Origin of the sequence: Franconibacter helveticus LMG 23732, from assembly GCF_000463115.2 — a bacterium.
Taxonomy (GTDB): Bacteria; Pseudomonadota; Gammaproteobacteria; order Enterobacterales; family Enterobacteriaceae; genus Franconibacter; species Franconibacter helveticus.
This window is the reverse complement of the sequence record NZ_AWFX01000051.1, coordinates 13,124-30,639: the sequence shown is the minus strand read 5'-3', so window position 1 is coordinate 30,639 and position 17,516 is coordinate 13,124. Positions and strand designations below refer to the sequence as shown.

General features: G+C 61.8%; 16 protein-coding genes and 1 pseudogene. 8 read left to right on the top strand and 9 right to left on the bottom strand.

Features of this window, described 5'->3' with window-relative positions; genetic code table 11:
* Window positions 1-120: 120 nt before the first annotated feature.
* The gene (dinB, locus tag DW56_RS17445) at window positions 121-1,176 is read right to left on the bottom strand and encodes a DNA polymerase IV (protein WP_024554753.1); all 1,056 of its coding nucleotides are present in this window, start codon (window positions 1,174-1,176) and stop codon (window positions 121-123) included.
* A 140-nt stretch (window positions 1,177-1,316) separates the two neighbouring features.
* Between dinB and DW56_RS17440 the strand changes: the two genes are divergently transcribed.
* Window positions 1,317-2,183: a glycerophosphodiester phosphodiesterase family protein gene (locus tag DW56_RS17440; protein ID WP_035890228.1), complete on the top strand. Its 867-nt coding sequence runs from the start codon at window positions 1,317-1,319 to the stop codon at window positions 2,181-2,183.
* A gap of 259 nt (window positions 2,184-2,442) precedes the next feature.
* Window positions 2,443-3,180: a peptidoglycan meso-diaminopimelic acid protein amidase gene (gene dpaA / locus DW56_RS17435; protein WP_024554751.1), complete on the top strand. Its 738-nt coding sequence runs from the start codon at window positions 2,443-2,445 to the stop codon at window positions 3,178-3,180.
* On the opposite strand, the gene DW56_RS17430 is transcribed toward dpaA, so the two are convergent.
* Both DW56_RS17430 and lpcA read right to left on the bottom strand, forming a co-directional pair.
* Window positions 3,151-3,918, bottom strand: a complete 768-nt coding sequence (locus DW56_RS17430; protein ID WP_024554750.1) for a class II glutamine amidotransferase — start codon at window positions 3,916-3,918, stop codon at window positions 3,151-3,153. The genes dpaA and DW56_RS17430 overlap by 30 nt on opposite strands.
* Before the next feature lie 45 nt (window positions 3,919-3,963).
* A complete protein-coding gene (gene lpcA, locus DW56_RS17425; RefSeq protein WP_024555167.1) occupies window positions 3,964-4,545 on the bottom strand; it encodes a D-sedoheptulose 7-phosphate isomerase in 582 nt (193 codons plus the stop codon).
* A gap of 229 nt (window positions 4,546-4,774) precedes the next feature.
* On the opposite strand from lpcA, the gene fadE reads away from it, so the two are divergent.
* Together fadE and DW56_RS17415 are read left to right on the top strand one after the other, a co-directional pair.
* A complete protein-coding gene (gene fadE, locus DW56_RS17420; protein WP_024555166.1) occupies window positions 4,775-7,219 on the top strand; it encodes an acyl-CoA dehydrogenase FadE in 2,445 nt (814 codons plus the stop codon).
* A gap of 117 nt (window positions 7,220-7,336) precedes the next feature.
* Window positions 7,337-8,107 (top strand): amidohydrolase, encoded by a 771-nt coding sequence (locus tag DW56_RS17415; RefSeq protein ID WP_024562239.1) that lies wholly within the window; start codon window positions 7,337-7,339, stop codon window positions 8,105-8,107.
* On the opposite strand, the gene DW56_RS17410 is transcribed toward DW56_RS17415, so the two are convergent.
* The 6 genes and pseudogenes from DW56_RS17410 to DW56_RS17390 all read right to left on the bottom strand — a co-directional run bounded on the left by DW56_RS17410 (window position 8,100) and on the right by DW56_RS17390 (window position 13,835).
* Entirely contained in the window at window positions 8,100-9,443 is a 1,344-nt protein-coding gene (locus DW56_RS17410; protein WP_024552318.1) for a nucleobase:cation symporter-2 family protein, read from the bottom strand. The two genes, DW56_RS17415 and DW56_RS17410, sit on opposite strands and share 8 nt — an antisense overlap.
* A gap of 26 nt (window positions 9,444-9,469) precedes the next feature.
* The gene (gene uraH / locus DW56_RS17405) at window positions 9,470-9,805 is read right to left on the bottom strand and encodes a hydroxyisourate hydrolase (protein WP_024552317.1); all 336 of its coding nucleotides are present in this window, start codon (window positions 9,803-9,805) and stop codon (window positions 9,470-9,472) included.
* Window positions 9,802-10,335: a 2-oxo-4-hydroxy-4-carboxy-5-ureidoimidazoline decarboxylase gene (gene uraD / locus DW56_RS22935; protein ID WP_267879863.1), complete on the bottom strand. Its 534-nt coding sequence runs from the start codon at window positions 10,333-10,335 to the stop codon at window positions 9,802-9,804. Before uraD ends, uraH begins: the two co-directional genes overlap by 4 nt.
* Window positions 10,309-11,556 (bottom strand): annotated as a pseudogene (gene hpxK, locus DW56_RS17400) (allantoate amidohydrolase); the annotation flags it as partial. The pseudogene hpxK and the gene uraD, both read right to left, overlap by 27 nt.
* On the bottom strand, window positions 11,553-12,794 hold the full coding sequence (locus tag DW56_RS17395) for a pyridoxal-phosphate-dependent aminotransferase family protein (protein WP_024552315.1): 1,242 nt from the start codon (window positions 12,792-12,794) through the stop codon (window positions 11,553-11,555). The gene DW56_RS17395 and the pseudogene hpxK, both read right to left, overlap by 4 nt.
* A 201-nt stretch (window positions 12,795-12,995) precedes the next feature.
* Window positions 12,996-13,835, bottom strand: coding sequence for a MurR/RpiR family transcriptional regulator (locus tag DW56_RS17390; protein WP_024552314.1), 840 nt, complete (start codon window positions 13,833-13,835; stop codon window positions 12,996-12,998).
* Window positions 13,836-13,948: 113 nt separating this feature from the next.
* On the opposite strand from DW56_RS17390, the gene DW56_RS17385 reads away from it, so the two are divergent.
* The 4 genes from DW56_RS17385 to hpxZ are packed head-to-tail and all read left to right on the top strand — an operon-like array spanning window position 13,949 to window position 17,483.
* A complete protein-coding gene (locus DW56_RS17385; protein WP_024562238.1) occupies window positions 13,949-15,532 on the top strand; it encodes a gamma-glutamyltransferase family protein in 1,584 nt (527 codons plus the stop codon).
* A 9-nt stretch (window positions 15,533-15,541) separates the two neighbouring features.
* Window positions 15,542-15,727, top strand: a complete 186-nt coding sequence (hpxX, locus tag DW56_RS17380) for an oxalurate catabolism protein HpxX (protein ID WP_024555213.1) — start codon at window positions 15,542-15,544, stop codon at window positions 15,725-15,727.
* Window positions 15,724-17,103: an AtzE family amidohydrolase gene (locus DW56_RS17375; protein WP_024555212.1), complete on the top strand. Its 1,380-nt coding sequence runs from the start codon at window positions 15,724-15,726 to the stop codon at window positions 17,101-17,103. The genes hpxX and DW56_RS17375 overlap by 4 nt, the downstream gene beginning before the upstream one ends.
* Entirely contained in the window at window positions 17,100-17,483 is a 384-nt protein-coding gene (gene hpxZ, locus DW56_RS17370; protein WP_024555211.1) for an oxalurate catabolism protein HpxZ, read from the top strand. Before DW56_RS17375 ends, hpxZ begins: the two co-directional genes overlap by 4 nt.
* Window positions 17,484-17,516: the final 33 nt, after the last annotated feature.

The window sequence follows — 17,516 nt, the reverse complement described above, 5'->3', positions numbered from 1 at the left end:
CTTTTTTGTTTTTACGTTTCAGAGATAAACGTCGCCGCAGACCGATGCGCTTTTCCCCTCTTCCTTCCAGAGTAAGGATGACAGGCGCAGCAACGCTGGCTATTTCGCCTCTCGCCCGCCTTACAGCCCCAGCACCAGCTGGCGCTCAATTTGCGGGTCGAGCAGCGTGACGTGCAGCCCCACCAGCCGTACGCCGCGCCCGCCCCGGCGCTCCTCCCAGGTTTTGCGGGCGGTAGCGAGCAAATCCTCTTTGTTGAGCATCGGCCAGACGTGCTCCTGCGTCGTAAGCTGGAAATCGTTGAACTTGAGCTTCACCCCCTGGCGGGCGATGCGCAGATCCGGCTGTACGGCGGCGAGACGACGCTCCAGCTCCGGGTAAAGCCGCTCTATTATCGCCTCGCACTCAGGCCACGCGTGAATATCTTCCGCCAGCGTGCGCTCCACGCCCACCGACTTACGCTGCCGGTCGCTGCTTATCTCGCGGTCGTCGATTCCCTGGCTGCGCTCCCAGAGCACGCGGCCAAATTTGCCAAAACGCTTAAGCAGCACGGCAAGATCGCTGTTCTGCACATCCTCGCAGGTACGAAGACCGAGGCTTTCAAGTTTCGCCGCCGTCACCTTGCCGACGCCCGGGATCTTGCCAAGCGGCAACGTGCGCAGAAATGCCGGCACCTCATCAGGCGTTATCACATACTGCCCGTTGGGTTTGTTAAGGTCAGAGGCGATTTTGGCGAGAAACTTCACCGGCGCGACGCCCGCCGAGGCGGTGAGCTGTAACTCGTCGAAAATGGTCTGGCGGATCGCTTTCGCCATTAACGTGGCGGAGCCGTAGCAGTGCGGGCTGTGGGTAACGTCTAAATAGGCTTCGTCAAGCGACAGCGGTTCAATCAGCGAGGTGTAGCGCGAGAAGATCTCCCGGATATGCGCGGAAGCTTCTTTATAAGCCTCAAAGCGCCCCGGCAGCAGCGTCAGGTGCGGGCAAAGTTTTAGCGCCATGGCGGTAGGCATGGCGCTGCGCACGCCATATTTTCGCGCCGGATAATTCGCGGTGCTGATAACGCCGCGCCGCTCGCGGCTGCCGCCGATGGCGAGCGGAATATCGCGCAGGGCCGGATTGTCGCGCATCTCGACAGCCGCAAAAAAGCAGTCCATATCGACATGAATGATTTTACGCATCGCGAAGCCCCACACTGTATGTGCATACAGTCTGGCAAAAAATGGGCGCGGCGGCAACCGCCCGCCATTCGCTGTCATAAAACTGTGATAACAAGGATCGTCGTTAGCGTTATGAATCTAAAGGATTAAGGGAGAAAAGTATGATTCGCGTTTCACTTACCGGGCTGTTGCTCGCCGCCGCGTTTAGCGCCTGCGCCAGCCCGCAGTTGATAGCCCACCGGGGCGGCACCGGCGACGCGCCGGAAAACACCCTGCCCGCCATCGAACTGGCGCTGAAAAACCGCGCCGACGCGATATGGGTGACGGTGCAGCTCAGCAAAGACGGCGTGCCGGTGCTTTACCGGCCGAGCGATTTAAGCACGCTGACCAACAGCAGCGGTCCGGTTTCCCGCTTCACCGCTGCGCAGCTTGCCCGCATCGACGCAGGCTGGAAATGGGGCGACGTCGCGCACCCGTGGCGCGACAAAGGCGCGACCATCCCAACGCTTGAAGCCGTGCTGCAAAAATGGCCGCAGACGCCTTTTTACCTCGACATTAAATCGCCGGACGCCGCGCCGGATGAGATGGGGAAACGGCTGCTGGCGGTGCTGGAGAAAACCCAAAGCCTCGGGCGCGTGCGGGTTTACTCCACCGAGGATCGCTATATCAGCGCCCTGCCCGCCGCTGTGCCGCGCTTTGTCACCCGCAGCGAAACCCGCACCCGGCTGGCTAACGTTTCGCTTTCGCACCAGTGTCCGCCGCCTGCCGCCGCCGAGCAGCCGCGCTGGTACGGCCTTGAGCTGAACCGCAAGGTCGAAGTGGTGGAAAAATTCACGCTGGGCGAAGGCGTTTCGCCCGCCACGCTCACCTGGGATAAAGAAGCAGTGGACTGTTTCCGCTCGCATGGCGACGCGCACATTATCTTTTTTGGCGTCAACTCGCCGCAGGATTACCAGAAAGCGGCGGAGCTGAATGCCGATGGCGTGATGGTGGATGCGCCGAGCCAGTTCAGCGCCCGGAAAAGCTAAAAATAACGCGCCGCCGCCCCGCTCCGGCGGCGTGATGTATCCGCTTCAGCCAGACGTATTGCAGAACCTTCAGAGAAACTTTCGGTCACATTACGAAGCGCGTTAGGGGCTTAAGTAAAACTTAAATGTAAACGCTGAAGTCAGCGCTTGCGAAAAATAACAGCGGTGCTAATGTGAGCGCTCCCGAGACAGAATAGTCTTATTTTGGGTACTCTCGCCGTCCTGGCATAGTTACAGATTTATCAAGGAAATAAGCAGTATGCGTAAAATTGCATTGTTTCTTGCAATGCTCCTGATGCCGTGCATGTCATTTGCCAGTTTGCTCAGCAGCGACAGTAATACCCCCATCAAATCAGAACTAAAACAGCAGTTAATGGGTTCGCCAGTGTATATCCAGATCTTCAAAGAAGAGCGCACGCTGGATCTCTACGTGAAGATGGGCGAACAGTATCAACTGCTCGACAGCTACAAAATCTGTAATTACTCCGGCGGCCTGGGCCCGAAACAGCGCCAGGGCGATTTTAAAAGCCCGGAAGGGTTTTATACCGTTGAACGTCCGCAGCTTAAGCCAGACAGCCGCTTCTATAAGGCTATCAACATCGGCTTTCCGAACGCCTTTGACCGCGCTCACGGTTATGAAGGGAAATATTTAATGATCCACGGCGCCTGCGTGTCTGTGGGTTGCTACGCCATGACCGACAAGAACATCGACGAGATTTTCCAGTTCGTGACCGGCGCGCTGGTGTTCGGCCAGCCTCGCGTGCAGATAAGCATCTACCCGTTCCGCATGACCGACGCCAACATGGAGCGCCACAAGTACTCGTACTACATCAACTTCTGGAAGCAGTTAAAGCCGGGCTACGATTACTTCGCCATGACTCGTCAGCCGCCGGTGGTTTCCGTCTCTAACGGCAATTACGTGGTCAGCAAGCCTATCAGCAGCCAGATTGTTCACCCGCAGCTGGCGTCAAACTATACGCTCCCCAAGGCAGAATAACGCCCACTCGCCTGGCATGATCTTGTGCCAGGTTTCATTGCCCGTCAGCGGCTGCGTGGCGATAACCGTGACCACATCGTTCGGTGTGGTCTCTCTCTGAAAGTCTATTTCCACATCCTGATCCAGCAGCTTCGCCACGCCAAACGGCGCGCGCCTTGTTATCCAGAACAGGTTGGTGGAGCAGAACGCCATTACGTAGCGCCCGTCTGAAAGCAGCATATTAAAAACGCCCTTCTCGCGAAGCTCGCTGGCAAGCGTGGCGATATAGCGAAACACCGCTTCCATATTGCCCGGCGTGCGCGGATAGCGCTGGGTCAGCTTGTGCAGCAACCAGCAGAACGCCTTTTCGCTGTCCGTTTCGCCGATGGGGCGAAACTGGCCGGTTTGCAGCGTTTTGTAGCCTTTAAGCTGGCCATTATGGGCGTAAGTCCAGTTGCGGCCCCACAGCTCGCGGGTGAAAGGGTGCGTGTTTTCCAGCGCCACCTCGCCGCGATTGGCCTGGCGGATGTGCGCGACGACAGAGCAGGATTTTATCGGGTAGTCCTGGACTAATTTCGCGATGGGAGAGTTATAGCTCGGCTGCGGATCTTTAAAGGTGCGACAGCCTTTGCCTTCGTAGAAGGTAATGCCCCAGCCGTCTTTATGCGGCCCCGTGCCGCCGCCGCGCTGCACCAGCCCGGTAAAGCTAAAGCAGATATCCGTCGGCACATTGGCGCTCATCCCGAGCAATTCACACATTTCTACCTCCCGCCACGCAAAAGGGGGCCGCGGCCCCCGACAGCCTTACGCCTTCACCATCTCTTTTTCGATAAGCTGGATCAGGATATGGATGACCTTGATATGAATTTCCTGAATACGGTCAGCATAGCCAAAGTGCGGCACGCGAATTTCGATATCCGCCGAGCCCGCCATTTTCCCGCCGTCTTTACCGGTCAGGGCAATCACCTTCATGCCTTTCTCACGCGCCGCTTCAATCGCCTTGATGACGTTGGCGGAGTTGCCGGAGGTAGAGATGCCAAGCAGCACGTCGCCCTCGCGCCCTACCGCTTCTACATAGCGGGAGAAGATATGGTCGTAACCGAAATCGTTGCCGACGCAGGAGATATGGCTGACGTCGGAAATGGCGATGGCCGGGTAGCCCGGGCGATTTTCACGGTAGCGCCCGGTCAGCTCTTCCGCGAAGTGCATGGCGTCGCAGTGGGAGCCGCCGTTGCCGCAGGAGAGCACTTTGCCGCCCGCCTTGAAGCTGTCCGCCAGCAGCACTGCCGCGCGCTGAATGGCGTGAATATTGGCGTCTTCTTTCAGGAAATTCGCCAGCGTTTCCGCCGCTTCGTTCAGTTCGTTACGAATCAGATCCTGGTACATGAGGATGTCCTTCAGCATTTAGGAAAATAACATCACGCAGTGTACCGGATAGCGCCGAAAGCGAGAAGCGCCGCGGGGCGGGCGCAGCGGCGGATTTGCTTTTCCGTGCGGCAACAATGTGAGCCAGGTTGTAATTATTTTGTGAACACATTGCTAAAAAAGATTACATCCTCTACAACCATAACATCACAAGTGGTCAGACCTCCTACAAGCCAGGGAGCTTTTCTCTATGATGATTTTGAGTATTGTTGCAACCGTCGTGCTGCTCGGCGCGCTCTTCTACCACCGGGTAAGCCTTCTGCTCAGCAGCGTTATCCTGCTGGCGTGGACGGCGGCGCTCGGCGCGGCGGGCCTGTGGTCCGTCTGGGTGCTGGTGCCGCTGGCGATTATCCTTGTTCCGTTCCTCTTTACGCCGATGCGCAAAGCCCTGATCTCCGCGCCGGTGTTCCGCGGCTTTCGTAAAGTGATGCCGCCAATGTCCCGCACCGAAAAAGAAGCCATCGACGCAGGCACCACCTGGTGGGAAGGCGATCTCTTTCGCGGCGCCCCGGACTGGCAGAAGCTGCACAACTACCCTAAACCGCAGCTGACCGCCGAAGAGCAGGCGTTCCTCGACGGCCCGGTGGAAGAAGCGTGCCGCATGGCCAATGACTTCCAGATAACCCATGAAATGGCCGATCTGCCGCCAGAGCTGTGGGCTTACCTGAAAGAACACCGCTTCTTCGCGATGATCATCAAGAAAGAGTACGGCGGGCTGGAGTTTTCGGCCTACGCCCAGTCTCGCGTACTGCAAAAACTCTCCGGCGTTTCCGGCATTCTTGCCATCACCGTCGGCGTGCCAAACTCTCTCGGCCCGGGCGAACTGCTGCAACACTACGGCACCGATGAGCAGAAAAACCACTACCTGCCCCGCCTGGCGCGCGGCCTGGAGATCCCCTGCTTCGCGCTGACCAGCCCGGAAGCAGGCTCCGACGCGGGCGCCATTCCTGATACCGGCGTCGTCTGCATGGGCGAATGGCAGGGCGAGCAGGTGCTTGGCATGCGTCTGACCTGGAACAAGCGCTACATTACCCTTGCGCCTGTCGCCACCGTGCTGGGCCTTGCGTTCAAACTCTCCGACCCGGACCGTCTGCTGGGCGGCGAACAAGAGCCAGGCATTACCTGTGCGCTTATCCCAACCAACACGCCGGGCGTGGAAATCGGCCAGCGCCACTTCCCGCTGAACGTGCCGTTCCAGAACGGCCCGACCCGCGGCAAAGACATTTTCGTGCCGATCGACTACATCATCGGCGGGCCGAAAATGGCCGGTCAGGGCTGGCGCATGCTGGTGGAATGCCTCTCTGTGGGTCGCGGCATCACCCTGCCGTCTAACTCTACCGGCGGGCTGAAATCAGTAGCGCTGGCGACGGGCGCTTATGCCCATATTCGTCGCCAGTTCAAAATCTCCATCGGCAAGATGGAAGGGATTGAAGAGCCGCTGGCGCGCATCGCGGGCAACGCTTACGTGATGGACGCCGCCGCGTCGCTGATTACCTACGGCATTATGCTGGGCGAAAAACCGGCGGTGCTGTCGGCGATTGTGAAATATCACTGCACCCACCGCGGCCAGCGCGCCATCATTGACGCCATGGATATCGCGGGCGGCAAAGGCATTATGCTTGGCGAAAGCAACTTCCTGGCGCGGGCTTACCAGGGGGCGCCTATCGCCATTACCGTGGAAGGGGCTAACATCCTGACCCGCAGCATGATGATCTTCGGCCAGGGCGCTATCCGCTGCCATCCGTATGTGCTGGATGAAATGGCCGCCGCGCAGAACAACGACGTGAACGCGTTCGACAAACTGCTCTTCCGCCATATCGGCCATGTGGGCAGCAACACCGTACGCAGCTTCTGGCTCGGCCTGACCAACGGCCTGACCAGCGCCACGCCGACCAAAGACGCCACGAAACGTTACTACCAGCACCTCAACCGCCTGAGCGCAAGCCTGGCGATGCTGGCGGATGTCTCCATGGCGGTGCTGGGCGGCAGCCTGAAACGCCGCGAGCGCATCTCTGCCCGTCTGGGCGATGTGCTGAGCCAGCTTTATCTCGCCTCGGCGGTGCTTAAGCGCTATGACGACGAAGGCCGCCACGAGGCCGATCTGCCGCTGGTGCACTGGGGCGTGCAGGATGCGCTGTACCAGGCCGAACAGGCGATTGACGACCTGCTGCGCAACTTCCCGAACGGCGCGGTGGCAGGCCTGCTGCGCCTGGCTATCTTCCCGCTGGGCCGCCGTTACGACGCCCCTTCGGACAAGCTTGACCATAAAGTGGCGAAGATCCTGCAAGTGCCGTCGGAAACCCGCTCCCGCATCGGTCGTGGTCAGTATCTGACGCCGAGCGAGCATAACCCGGCGGGCCTGCTGGAAGCGGCGCTGGCGGATGTGATGGCCGCCGAGCCGATTCACCTGCGCCTGTGCAAAGAGCTGGGCAAAAACATGCCGTTTACCCGTCTGGACGAACTGGCGACGTTGATGCTCAAAGAAGGCCGCATCAACCCGCAGGAAGCGGAGATCCTGACCCGCGCCGAAGCGAGCCGTCTGCGCAGCATTAACGTAGACGAGTTCGATCCGCAAGCGCTGGCGACGCAGCCGGTAAAGCTGCCGGAGAACGTGCGAAACGTTGAAGCCGCTTAACCTTCAGCCCCGCTACGGCGGGGCTTTTTCTTGCCTGTTTCGCCTCTCACATCCCTTGCCTGTTTGTTCGCCTCTCGTGCTACAGTGAAGCCATCGCCCTTTTACAGAGAGCTTATCGTGCCAGGTTTAAAACTCACCCTGTTACAGCAGCCGCTGGTCTGGATGGACGGCCCTGCCAATTTGCGACATTTCGATATTCAACTGGAAGCCATTACCGGGCGCGATCTCATCGTGCTGCCGGAGATGTTCACTACCGGCTTCGCCATGGAAGCGGCGCAGCAATCCATGCCGCAAGCGGAAGTGGTGGCATGGATGCAGGAGAAAGCGCAGCAGACCGGCGCGATGGTGGCGGGCAGCGCGGCGCTGCAAACCGAGCGCGGCCCGGTGAACCGCTTTTTGCTGGTGGAGCCGGAAGGCCAGGTGCATTTTTACGACAAGCGCCATCTTTTTCGCATGGCTGATGAGCATCATCATTACGTGGCGGGAGAAGCGCGCCAGGTGATTGAATGGCGCGGCTGGCGCATTCTGCCGCTGGTTTGCTACGACTTACGCTTTCCGGTCTGGTCGCGCAACCGCAATGACTACGATCTGGCGCTGTATGTCGCCAACTGGCCCGCGCCGCGCTCGCTGCACTGGCAGGCTTTGCTGGTGGCGCGCGCCATAGAAAACCAGGCTTATGTTGCAGGCTGCAACCGTGTCGGCAGCGACGGCAACGGGCATCACTACCGGGGCGACAGCCGCATCATCAACCCGCAAGGCGAAATTCTGGCGGAAGGGGTGGCGCACCAGGCGATGCGCCTCGACGCGGAACTCTCGCTCAGCGCCCTGCGCGAATACCGCGAGAAATTCCCCGCCTGGCAGGACGCCGACCCGTTTACGCTCAGCTAACGGTCTTCGCCCTCCCCCGCGCGGCGAGGGCGACAAATTTACCGTTGAAGAGAATATTCAGCACGAAAGCGACGAGGCAGGTGGCGCTGATCCCGGAGTGGAACAGCGTGCGCACCCAGCCGGGGAACTGGTCGTAAAAAGCGGGCATGACGATAGGGATCATGCCGAACGCCAGCGACGTCGCCACCACCACCAGATTCATATTCTCTTTGTAATCCACCTTCGCCAGCGTACGAATGCCGCTTGCCGCCACGGAACCAAACAGCACCACGCCCGCCCCGCCCAGCACCGGCATGGGGATGGCGGCAATAACGCGGCCCAACACCGGCAACAGGCCGAGTATCAGTAAAATCGCCCCGCCTGCGCTCACCACAAAGCGGCTTTTGATGCCGGTTAACGCCACCAGCCCGATGTTCTGCGCAAACGCGCTTTGCGGAAACGAGTTAAACACCGGCGCCAGCGCGCTGGTGAGCATATCGGCGCGCAGGCCGTTGGCGATGCGCCGCCCGTTTACGTCGGTGCCGACAATCTCCCCCACCGCCATCAGCCCGGCGGTGGTTTCGGTCAGCAATACCAGCACGATTAAAAACATCGACAAAATAGCGGCGCTGTCAAACACCGGCATGCCGAAGGCGAACAGCGTCGGCATCGCCAGCCAGTCGCCCTGAAACACGCCGCTGAAGTCCGCCTTGCCGGCGACGACGCCCGCCAGCGTGCCGATAACCATGGCCGCCAGCACCGCGATGCGGGTGACGCTGCCGCGCCCGAGGCGGTTAAGCAGCAGGATGACGCCAAGCGTCAGCGCCGCAAGACCAATGTTGGAAGGCGCCCCCCAGTCCGGCGCTTTAGCGTTGCCGCCCATCGCCCAGCGCGCCGCCACCGGCATCAGCGACAGGCCGATCACGGTGATGACGCACCCTGTCACTACCGGCGGAAAGAAGCGAATAATGTGCGCGAAGAAAGGGGTGATCAGCAGCCCCAGCAGCGAGGAGGCGATAACCGCGCCAAACACCACCGGCAGCCCGCCGCCGCCGGAAACAAGCGTCACCATCGTCGCGACGCCGGCAAACGAGACGCCCTGCACCAGCGGCAGCTTCGAGCCGAAAAACGGTATGCCGAACGATTGCAGCAGCGTGGAAAGGCCGCTAATGAAGAGCGCGGCGGTCACCAGCAGCCCGATATCGTCGCCAGATAGCCCGGCGGCGGAGCCGATGATAAGCGGCGGCGCGATAATGCCGCCATACATGGTCAGCACATGCTGTAAGCCCCAGGCGAAGGTTTTTACCGCCGGGTAACGCTGGTCTTCCGGGCGCGCGCAGGCGCTTTCTCTCTTCATAGTGCCCTTCCGTTAGGTAGTGTTAATCAGCTGCCGCGGTAGGTGGACCACGACCAGGGGGAGATCAAAAACGGCAGGTGGTAATGCCCGCCGTCGGGGGCGACGACAAAATCTATCTGCGCCGTGGGGTAAAGGGTTTCACGCAGGGTCTGGGCGAAATAAAGCCCGATCTCCGCGGTCAGCCGGTAGCGGCCCGCCGCCAGCGGCGCGGTTGAAAAACCGTTATAGCGGCCATCCGCGTCGGTCAACGCTTCGCAAAGCACTTCCCAGCCCTGCGCGGTCTGCTGCTCCAGGCGCAGCGTTACGCCGCTGGCGGGTTTGCCAAGCGAGGCATCCAGAATGTGGGTTGAGAGCGAACTCATGGGTGTAAGACTCCTTCCAGCCGTAACAGGGTGATTTGCCGCAGCTGATCCAGCGCTTCCGCCGCTTCCTGCTCAGCCTCGTTTTCCATGCGGCGCGACAGCTGGCTTAAGATCTCTTCGCCGCTGCGCCCGCTGGCGCGGATCAGAAAAACGCGTCCGAAGCGCGTCTCATAGGCGGCATTGCCTGCGGCCAGCGCGTCGGCAAGCAGGATATCCTGCGCGTTAACCGCGGCCTGCTCGCCGCGGGAAAGCGCCGCTTCTTTGCTCTCGCCCCGCGCTTTTTCGCCGATGCGCGGGTGCGCGCTTAACGCCGCGTCCAGATCTTCACGGCTCCAGCCGCGCGCCAGCGCATCGGCTTTGTTCAGCAACTCGTCGCACGAGGCGTAAGGCCGCCCCTGCACCAGCGCCGCCGTCCAGTGCGCCAGCGCCACGCAGGGTGAAAGCAGCGCTGTCGCCTGCGCTTCGCTCGCGCCGTTAAAGCGGGCAAGCGGCGACGTTTGCTGCGCAAGCGTCGTTACCGTCTGGCTCAGGGCGACCAACGCCTGCGCCACGTCGGTTTCCTGCACCGCTTCCGCCGGATGATGGCTGACGCCGCCCGCGCAGCGGACAAACAGCATGCCCACCGGCCAGCGTTCGGCGATGGCGATGGCGTCATGCCCCGCGCCGCTTGGCAGCCGGAGCGCCTGCCCTTGCGTCGCCTCCAGCGCGCCGGCGATCGTCTCCTGCAAGGTTTGATCGCACAGCGTGGCCGGGATCGCGTAATAGGTATCCTGTGAAAAGGTTAATCCCCGGCGCAGCGCTATCTGCTCCGCTTCCTCCAGCAGGCGCGCCAGCAGGGTTTCAAGCTGCGCATCGCTGGGGCTGCGAATATCCAGCGTCAGGTTCACTACGCCAGGGATCACATTCACCGCCCCCGGCTCGCAGCGTAACGTGCCGACGGTCGCCACCAGCTCCGGCCCCCAGCTGCGGGTCGTTTGCTCAATGAACAGCATCCATTCGGCGCTCGCCGCCAGCGCGTCGTGGCGATGACTCATCGGCACCGTGCCCGCATGCCCCGCCTCGCCGGTAAAGCGGCAGTTAAGGCGCTTCGCGCCATTGATGGCGGTGACCACGCCCAGCGCCAGGTTTTCGCGCTCCAGCACCGGGCCTTGCTCAATATGCAGCTCCAGATACGCGCTGAAATCTTCGGGCGCCCGCGCCGCTTCGCCGATGCGCGAAGGATCCAGCCCGGCTTTGACCAGCGCCTGCGCCACCGTCACTCCCTGCGCGTCCCGCTCTTCAAGCCAGCCTGCGGGCCATGTACCGGTAAGCCCACGGCTGCCGAGCAGCGTTACGCCAAAACGGGTGCCTTCTTCATCGGCGAAACCGACAATTTCAATCGCCTGCGCCAGCCGGATAGCATGGCGGTTAAGCCAGTCGACCAGCTCAATGGCGCTCACCACCCCCAGCATGCCGTCGTAGCGCCCGGCGTTGCGCACCGTATCAAGATGCGAGCCGAGCAGCACCGCGCTCACCCCCTCTTCAGCCCCTTCGTAGCGCCCGCAGATATTGCCCACCGCATCCTGCCAGGTGAGCATGCCCGCCTCGTGCATCCATTGCGCCACCAGCGTATTGGCGCGCAAATGCTCCGGCGATAAATAGACGCGGGTGAGCTGCCCCGGCGTTTCGCTAATGGCGGCGAGCTGGTCGCAGCGCTGCATCACGCGCGCGGCGCCGAGGCTCGCCTCATGGCTCGTCATTAGCGCATTCATACGTCGCTCCGCGCGTAAACGTCCCACGCCGCCTGCATCGCCGCGCCCTGGGTGGTTTTAAAGCCAAGGCGGTTGAGCACCGCTTCCAGCGCCGTCAGGGTTTGCAGCACGCAGTCTTTGCGGGCGTTGTAGCCCATGGTGCCGATGCGCCAGATTTTCCCCTGTAGCGGGCCGAAGGAGGTGCCAATCTCAATGTGGAAATCCTCCAGCAGCAGTTTGCGCACCGCCTCGCCATGCACCTGCGAAGGAATAACTACGCCGAGCACGTTGTTCATTTTGTGGCGAAGATCGCCAAACGGCTCCAGCCCCATGCCCTGGATCCCCGCCAGCAGCGCGTCGCCGTGCAGCGCATGGCGGGCGATAAGATTATCCATTCCCTCTTCCAGCATGATGCGCGCGCATTCGCGGGCGGCGAACAGCATGCTGGTCGCTTCGGTGTGGTGGTTAAGACGCTCCGGCCCCCAGTAGTCCATCACCATGCCAAGGTCGAAATAGTTGGAGTAGATCATCTCTTCGTCGCCATCTTCATGGGCGGCGGTGCGGATCCCCTCCTCCACGCATTTACGGCGGCGAATAGCCTCTTCCATTTGCGGGCTTAAGGTGATGGGGGCGCTGCCGGACGGGCCGCCCAGGCACTTTTGCAAGCCAGCGGAGACGGCATCCAGCCCCCAGGCGTCGGTTTGCAGGTCGTTGCCGCCAAGCGACGCGGTGGCGTCGGTATAAAACAGTACGCCGTGGCGGCGGCAGATGTCGCCAAGCTCCGCCAGCGGCTGCAACATGGTCGTGGACGTGTCGCCCTGGACGGTAAGCAGCAGACGCGGCTTCACTTTTTTAATGGCCTCTTCAATCTGGTCGGGGGTGAACACTTCCCCCCAGGGCGCTTCAATGCTGTGCACTTCGGCGCGACAGCGGCGGGCGATTTCGCACAGCAGATGGCCGAAGCGGCCAAACACGGGCACCAGGACTTTGTCGCCCGGGCGAATAGCGGAGACCAGAATCGCCTCAATGCCCGCGCGCGACGTGCCGTCCACCAGCATCGTCCAGCGGTTTTGCGTGCGAAAAACGTCGCGGTAAAGCGCCATCACTTCATTCATGTAGCCGGTCATGACCGGGTCGTACTGGCCGACAAGCTGGCTTGCCATGGCGCGCAGCACGCGCGGGTCGGCGTTAATCGGCCCCGGCCCCATCAGCAGGCGGTGCGGCGGATTGATTTGCGGGTAGTATGCATTCGCTGACATGAGAAATTCCTTTATGGTCTGGCCCGGCAACATGAAACAAAAGATTCGTTAATCGTCTTTTTGCAACTAATGTGCCAAGGGCAAAAACAATGAATCGGGCGAGAAAAGTCGCGACATTCGTGCGCGAGGTGAAGCGGTCCGGCATAGCGCGCTGAACCAAAGCGGAACATCAGGGTGGTGCAGACGCACCACCACGGCGCATTAACGTTGCTCCAGTTCCTCCAGGTCGCCATAGAGCGCGGCGATATGGTGGATGCGCTGACGGCCTTCGCTCAGCGTGCTGTGCAACACAGCGTTAGCGAGCAAATTGACGAGGCTCATCGCCCCGCTGTAGCTGTCGAAAGCCGAGACGCTGTCGAGCGGCGTGGTAAAGTGCCAGCGCGCCAGCCCCACGAGGCCGCTGGCCTGCGGTTCGCTAATTAACAGCACCGGCACGTTCTGTTTTTTGAGCTGCGCCAGCAGCGGACGAATGACGCGGGGCCGACGGCGAAACGCTACCACCACCACGCAATCCTCCGGCGCTAAATCCACCACCTCTTCCGCCAGCGTCTGGCCGGGCTGCGGAATAAGCGACACGCCGCCCCGGCTTTGCAACAGCTGCTGGCGCAGATGCAGGGCCACCGGCGCACTGTTGCGCAGGCCGAGAATAACGACCCGGCGGGCGCTGCCGAGGGCGCTGACTACGTCGGCAAACGGCTGCGCCTCCAGGGTGTTTACCCACTGCGTCAGGTTTGCCATCTCCTGCTTATAGTGGCGCGCCAGCAGGGTATTGCCCTGCACTGCGTCGCGGTTCTCCGCCAGCGGCATGCCGCTCTGGCGCAGCTCGCGCAGCTCTTCGCGCATCTCCTTATAACGATCGTAGCCTAAACGCTTAAACAGGCGGCTTACCGTCGCTTTGGAGACACCGCTCAGGCGCGCCAGCTCAACGCTGTTGTAGCTAATCAGATCGTCGAAATGATCCATAATAAAGGCCGCCACGCGCTGCTCCTGCACGGAAAGCTGGCTGTAGCAGGCGCGCAGGCGCTCATCTAACTGTTGCATGGCTGCTCCTGTAACTTTCGTTTCATCTTACCCTCGCACAGTGAAACGAATGCGGTCAACCTGGAACGGTTTTTGCCTGATCCCGCTTCTCATTTGCTTAAGAGAGCAAGACGATGCAAAGCAATATGGCTCCTTCCGGCATGGCGGTCACGCCGCACCATCTCGCCAGCGAAAGCGCCCTTTCGGTGCTGCGCCACGGCGGCGACGCGATAGAAGCGATGGTGGCCGCCGCCGCGACCATCGCTGTGGTTTACCCGCATATGAACGGCATTGGCGGCGACGGCTTCTGGCTGATTGTACCGCCGGAGGGCGAACCGGTGGCGATAGACGCCAGCGGCGCGGCGGGGTCGCTCGCCACCCTTGAGTGGTACGCGGGTCATGCCGCCATTCCCCACCGCGGCCCCCGCGCGGCGCTGACGGTGCCTGGCACGGTCAGCGGCTGGGACGAAGCGCTGAGGCTTTCCGCCCGCTGGGGCGGCGGGCGTTTGCCGCTTTCGCGTCTGCTGGCGGACGCCATCCGCTACGCCGCCGATGGCATTCCCGTTACCCACTCCCAGGCACACGCTACGCAAAGTAAATATGCCGAACTGGCTGAGATGCCAGGCTTTGCCGACACGTTTCTGACACGGGGCGAAACGCCGCGCCCCGGCTCGCGCTTCTGCCAGCCGAAGCTTGCGCAGACCCTGACGCGCCTGACCACCGAGGGACTGGAGAGTTTTTATCGCGGGCCGCTTGCGAAGCTGATGGCGCAGGAGCTGGCGGAGCTTGGCATGCCGGTGACGTATCAGGATCTCGCCGCTCACCGCGCCCGGCAGCGGGTGCCGCTGCGCCTGCAACACTCCCACGGCGAGATCTACAACATGACGCCGCCGACGCAAGGGCTGGTGTCGCTCGCCATTCTCGGTATTACCGACAACCTTGATATGGCCCACGCCGATGAAGAGCAAACCGTGCATCGCATTGTCGAGGCGACCAAAAAAGCCTTCGCGCTGCGCGATCGATACATCACCGACCCGCGCCACGTCACGCTGCCGGTCCAGAGCCTGCTGGAAGCAGATAAGCTGGCGGCGATGGCGGCGGAAGTGGACGACAACCGCGCAGCCAAATGGGGCGCCGGCAAAGGGCCGGGCGACACGGTGTGGATGGGCGTTGTCGACAGCAACGGCATGGCGGTGTCGTTTATCCAGAGCATCTATCACGAGTTCGGCAGCGGCGTGGTGCTGCCGCAAAGCGGCGTGCTGTGGCAGAACCGCGGCGCCGCTTTTAGCCTCGACCCCACGCATTTGCTGGCGCTCGCCCCCGGCAAACAGCCTTTTCACACGCTCAACCCCGCCGCCGCCCGGCTGGCGGATGGCCGCACGCTGGTTTACGGCTCGATGGGCGGCGACGGCCAGCCGCAGACCCAGGCTGCGATATTCACTCGCCATGTGATTCAGGGTATGGATTTGCAGGCGGCGGTTTGCGCCCCGCGCTGGCTGCTTGGCCGCACCTGGGGCCAGGCGAGCGACAGCCTGAAGCTGGAAGGACGCTTTAGCGCCCGGACTTTCCAGCGGCTGCGCGAATCAGGACACGAAGTGGAAGCGCTGCCCGATTTCAGCGAGGCGGTGGGTCATGCGGGGGCGATTGTTCGCCACACCAATGGCATGCTGGAGGGGGCGTTCGACCCGCGCAGCAACGGCAGCGCCGCCGGTTTTTAAGGAGAGAAGATGAACGAGACTTTCGACTGGCCGGCTTATATCCGGCTGATGGAGCAACTGCTGGCGATGCCGCTGGACGACGCCCGCCGCGCCGAGCTGGAAATACAGCTAACGCGCATCGCGGCCATGGCAGCGCCGCTGCTCGCCTTTCCGCTCGATAATCGACAGGATGTCGCAGGGGTCTACCGGCTATGAGTTTATCCATTAAGGCGATTCGCGAAGGGCTGGCGCGGGGCGAATTTTCTGCGCGCGAACTGGCGCAGCAGTCCCTTGCCGCCATCGAGCGGGACAACCCGGCGGTGAACGCGTTTACTCACGTCACGCAGGAAAGAATGCTGCGGGAGGCGGCGCGCATCGATGCGCTTCGCGCGCAGAGCCAGCCTCTTCCGCCGCTGGCGGGCGTGCCTTACGCGGTGAAAAACCTGTTTGATATTGAAGGCGTGACAACCCTTGCGGGGGCGGAGCTGTTCAGCCAGCAGCCGCCCGCCGCCAGGGACGCTTTCGCGGTGAAGAAGCTTGCTCATGCCGGCGCGCTGCTCGGCGGCGCGCTGAATATGGACGCCTACGCTTATGGCTTCACCACCGAAAACAGCCATTACGGCGCGACGCGTAACCCGCACGATCTGACGCGCGTGGCGGGCGGCTCTTCCGGCGGTTCTGCGGCGGCTGTGGTGGCGGGGTTAGTTAACTTTACGCTTGGCACCGACACCAACGGCTCTATCCGCGTGCCCGCTTCGCTGTGCGGCGTGCTGGGGTTAAAACCGACTTTTGGGCGGCTTTCACGCAGCGGCAGCCAGCCATTTGTGGCAAGCCTCGATCATATCGGGCCGCTGGCCCGCTCGGCAGAGGATCTGGCGCAGGTGTATGACGCGTTGCAGGGGGCGGATGCGGCGGACCGCTTTCAGTCGCCCCGCCCGGCGGAACCGGTGGCGGAGCGGCTTGAGAGCGACAGGCCGCTGCGTTGCGCCGTACTGACGGGCTATTTTGAAACCTGGTGCGACGAAGCAGCGCGGGCGGCGGTGGCGCAGGTAGCGAAAGCGCTGGGCGCGCAGCAGACCATTGCGCTGGCGCAAGCGGAGCTGGCGCGTCAGGCGGCGTTTTTACTGACCGCCGCGGAAGGCGGCAACCATTATCTGCCGCTGCTTCGAACCGATCCGCACCGCTTTGAGCCGAACTCCCGCGAGCGGCTGCTGGCGGGGGCGATGACGCCTTCGGCCTGGTATATCCAGGCGCAGCGCTTTCGCGGCTGGTTCCGCGACCAGACGCTGGCGCTGTTCGATAGCGTTGACCTGCTGCTCGCCCCGGCCACGCCTTGCTGCGCGACGGAAATCGGCGCGGCGACGATGCGCATCAACCATACCGACCTGCCGGTGAAAGCCAGCATGGGCATGCTGGCGCAGCCCATTTCGTTTCTCGGCCTGCCGGTGGTCACGGTGCCGGTGATGACGCAAAAAGGGCTGCCCATCGGCGTGCAGATTATTGGCGCGCCGTGGCAGGAAGAGAAATGTTTGCAGGCCGCAAGGCAGCTTGAACAGCAGGGCGTGATAAAAGCAGAGGTGAAAAGAGTATGACGAGGGATAACATCGACAGGCCGGCGATTTTAAACGAGGTGCGCGCTGCGTTTTACCGCTATGAAGAGGCGCTTATCAGCAATGACGTGGCGGTGCTGGATGAACTTTTCTGGGTGGACGAGCGCACGGTGCGCTACGGCGCAACGGAGAATCTTTACGGCATTGAGGCGATCCGCGCCTTTCGCGCCGCCAGGCCGTCGCAAGGGTTAGCGCGAACGCTGCGAAATACCACTATCACCACCTTCGGTGATGACATGGCTATCGCCAGCACCGAGTTTACCCGCGAGGGCAGCGAGCGCATCGGCCGCCAGATGCAGACGTGGGTGAAGTTCCCGTTCGGCTGGCGCATCGTGGCGGCGCACGTCAGTTTGATGGGGTAGCGCCCAGGCTCTTTTCAGGAAAGCTGGCCTGCG

What these genes read in the sequence shown, in the direction of transcription:
- dinB (WP_024554753.1), bottom strand. Translation starts at nt 1,176, where the DNA reads ATGCGTAAAATCATTCATGTCGATATGGACTGCTTTTTTGCGGCTGTC.
- DW56_RS17440 (WP_035890228.1), top strand. Translation starts at nt 1,317, where the DNA reads ATGATTCGCGTTTCACTTACCGGGCTGTTGCTCGCCGCCGCGTTTAGC.
- dpaA (WP_024554751.1), top strand. Translation starts at nt 2,443, where the DNA reads ATGCGTAAAATTGCATTGTTTCTTGCAATGCTCCTGATGCCGTGCATG.
- DW56_RS17430 (WP_024554750.1), bottom strand. Translation starts at nt 3,918, where the DNA reads ATGTGTGAATTGCTCGGGATGAGCGCCAATGTGCCGACGGATATCTGC.
- lpcA (WP_024555167.1), bottom strand. Translation starts at nt 4,545, where the DNA reads ATGTACCAGGATCTGATTCGTAACGAACTGAACGAAGCGGCGGAAACG.
- fadE (WP_024555166.1), top strand. Translation starts at nt 4,775, where the DNA reads ATGATGATTTTGAGTATTGTTGCAACCGTCGTGCTGCTCGGCGCGCTC.
- DW56_RS17410 (WP_024552318.1), bottom strand. Translation starts at nt 9,443, where the DNA reads ATGAAGAGAGAAAGCGCCTGCGCGCGCCCGGAAGACCAGCGTTACCCG.
- uraH (WP_024552317.1), bottom strand. Translation starts at nt 9,805, where the DNA reads ATGAGTTCGCTCTCAACCCACATTCTGGATGCCTCGCTTGGCAAACCC.
- DW56_RS17395 (WP_024552315.1), bottom strand. Translation starts at nt 12,794, where the DNA reads ATGTCAGCGAATGCATACTACCCGCAAATCAATCCGCCGCACCGCCTG.
- DW56_RS17390 (WP_024552314.1), bottom strand. Translation starts at nt 13,835, where the DNA reads ATGCAACAGTTAGATGAGCGCCTGCGCGCCTGCTACAGCCAGCTTTCC.
- DW56_RS17385 (WP_024562238.1), top strand. Translation starts at nt 13,949, where the DNA reads ATGCAAAGCAATATGGCTCCTTCCGGCATGGCGGTCACGCCGCACCAT.
- hpxX (WP_024555213.1), top strand. Translation starts at nt 15,542, where the DNA reads ATGAACGAGACTTTCGACTGGCCGGCTTATATCCGGCTGATGGAGCAA.
- DW56_RS17375 (WP_024555212.1), top strand. Translation starts at nt 15,724, where the DNA reads ATGAGTTTATCCATTAAGGCGATTCGCGAAGGGCTGGCGCGGGGCGAA.
- hpxZ (WP_024555211.1), top strand. Translation starts at nt 17,100, where the DNA reads ATGACGAGGGATAACATCGACAGGCCGGCGATTTTAAACGAGGTGCGC.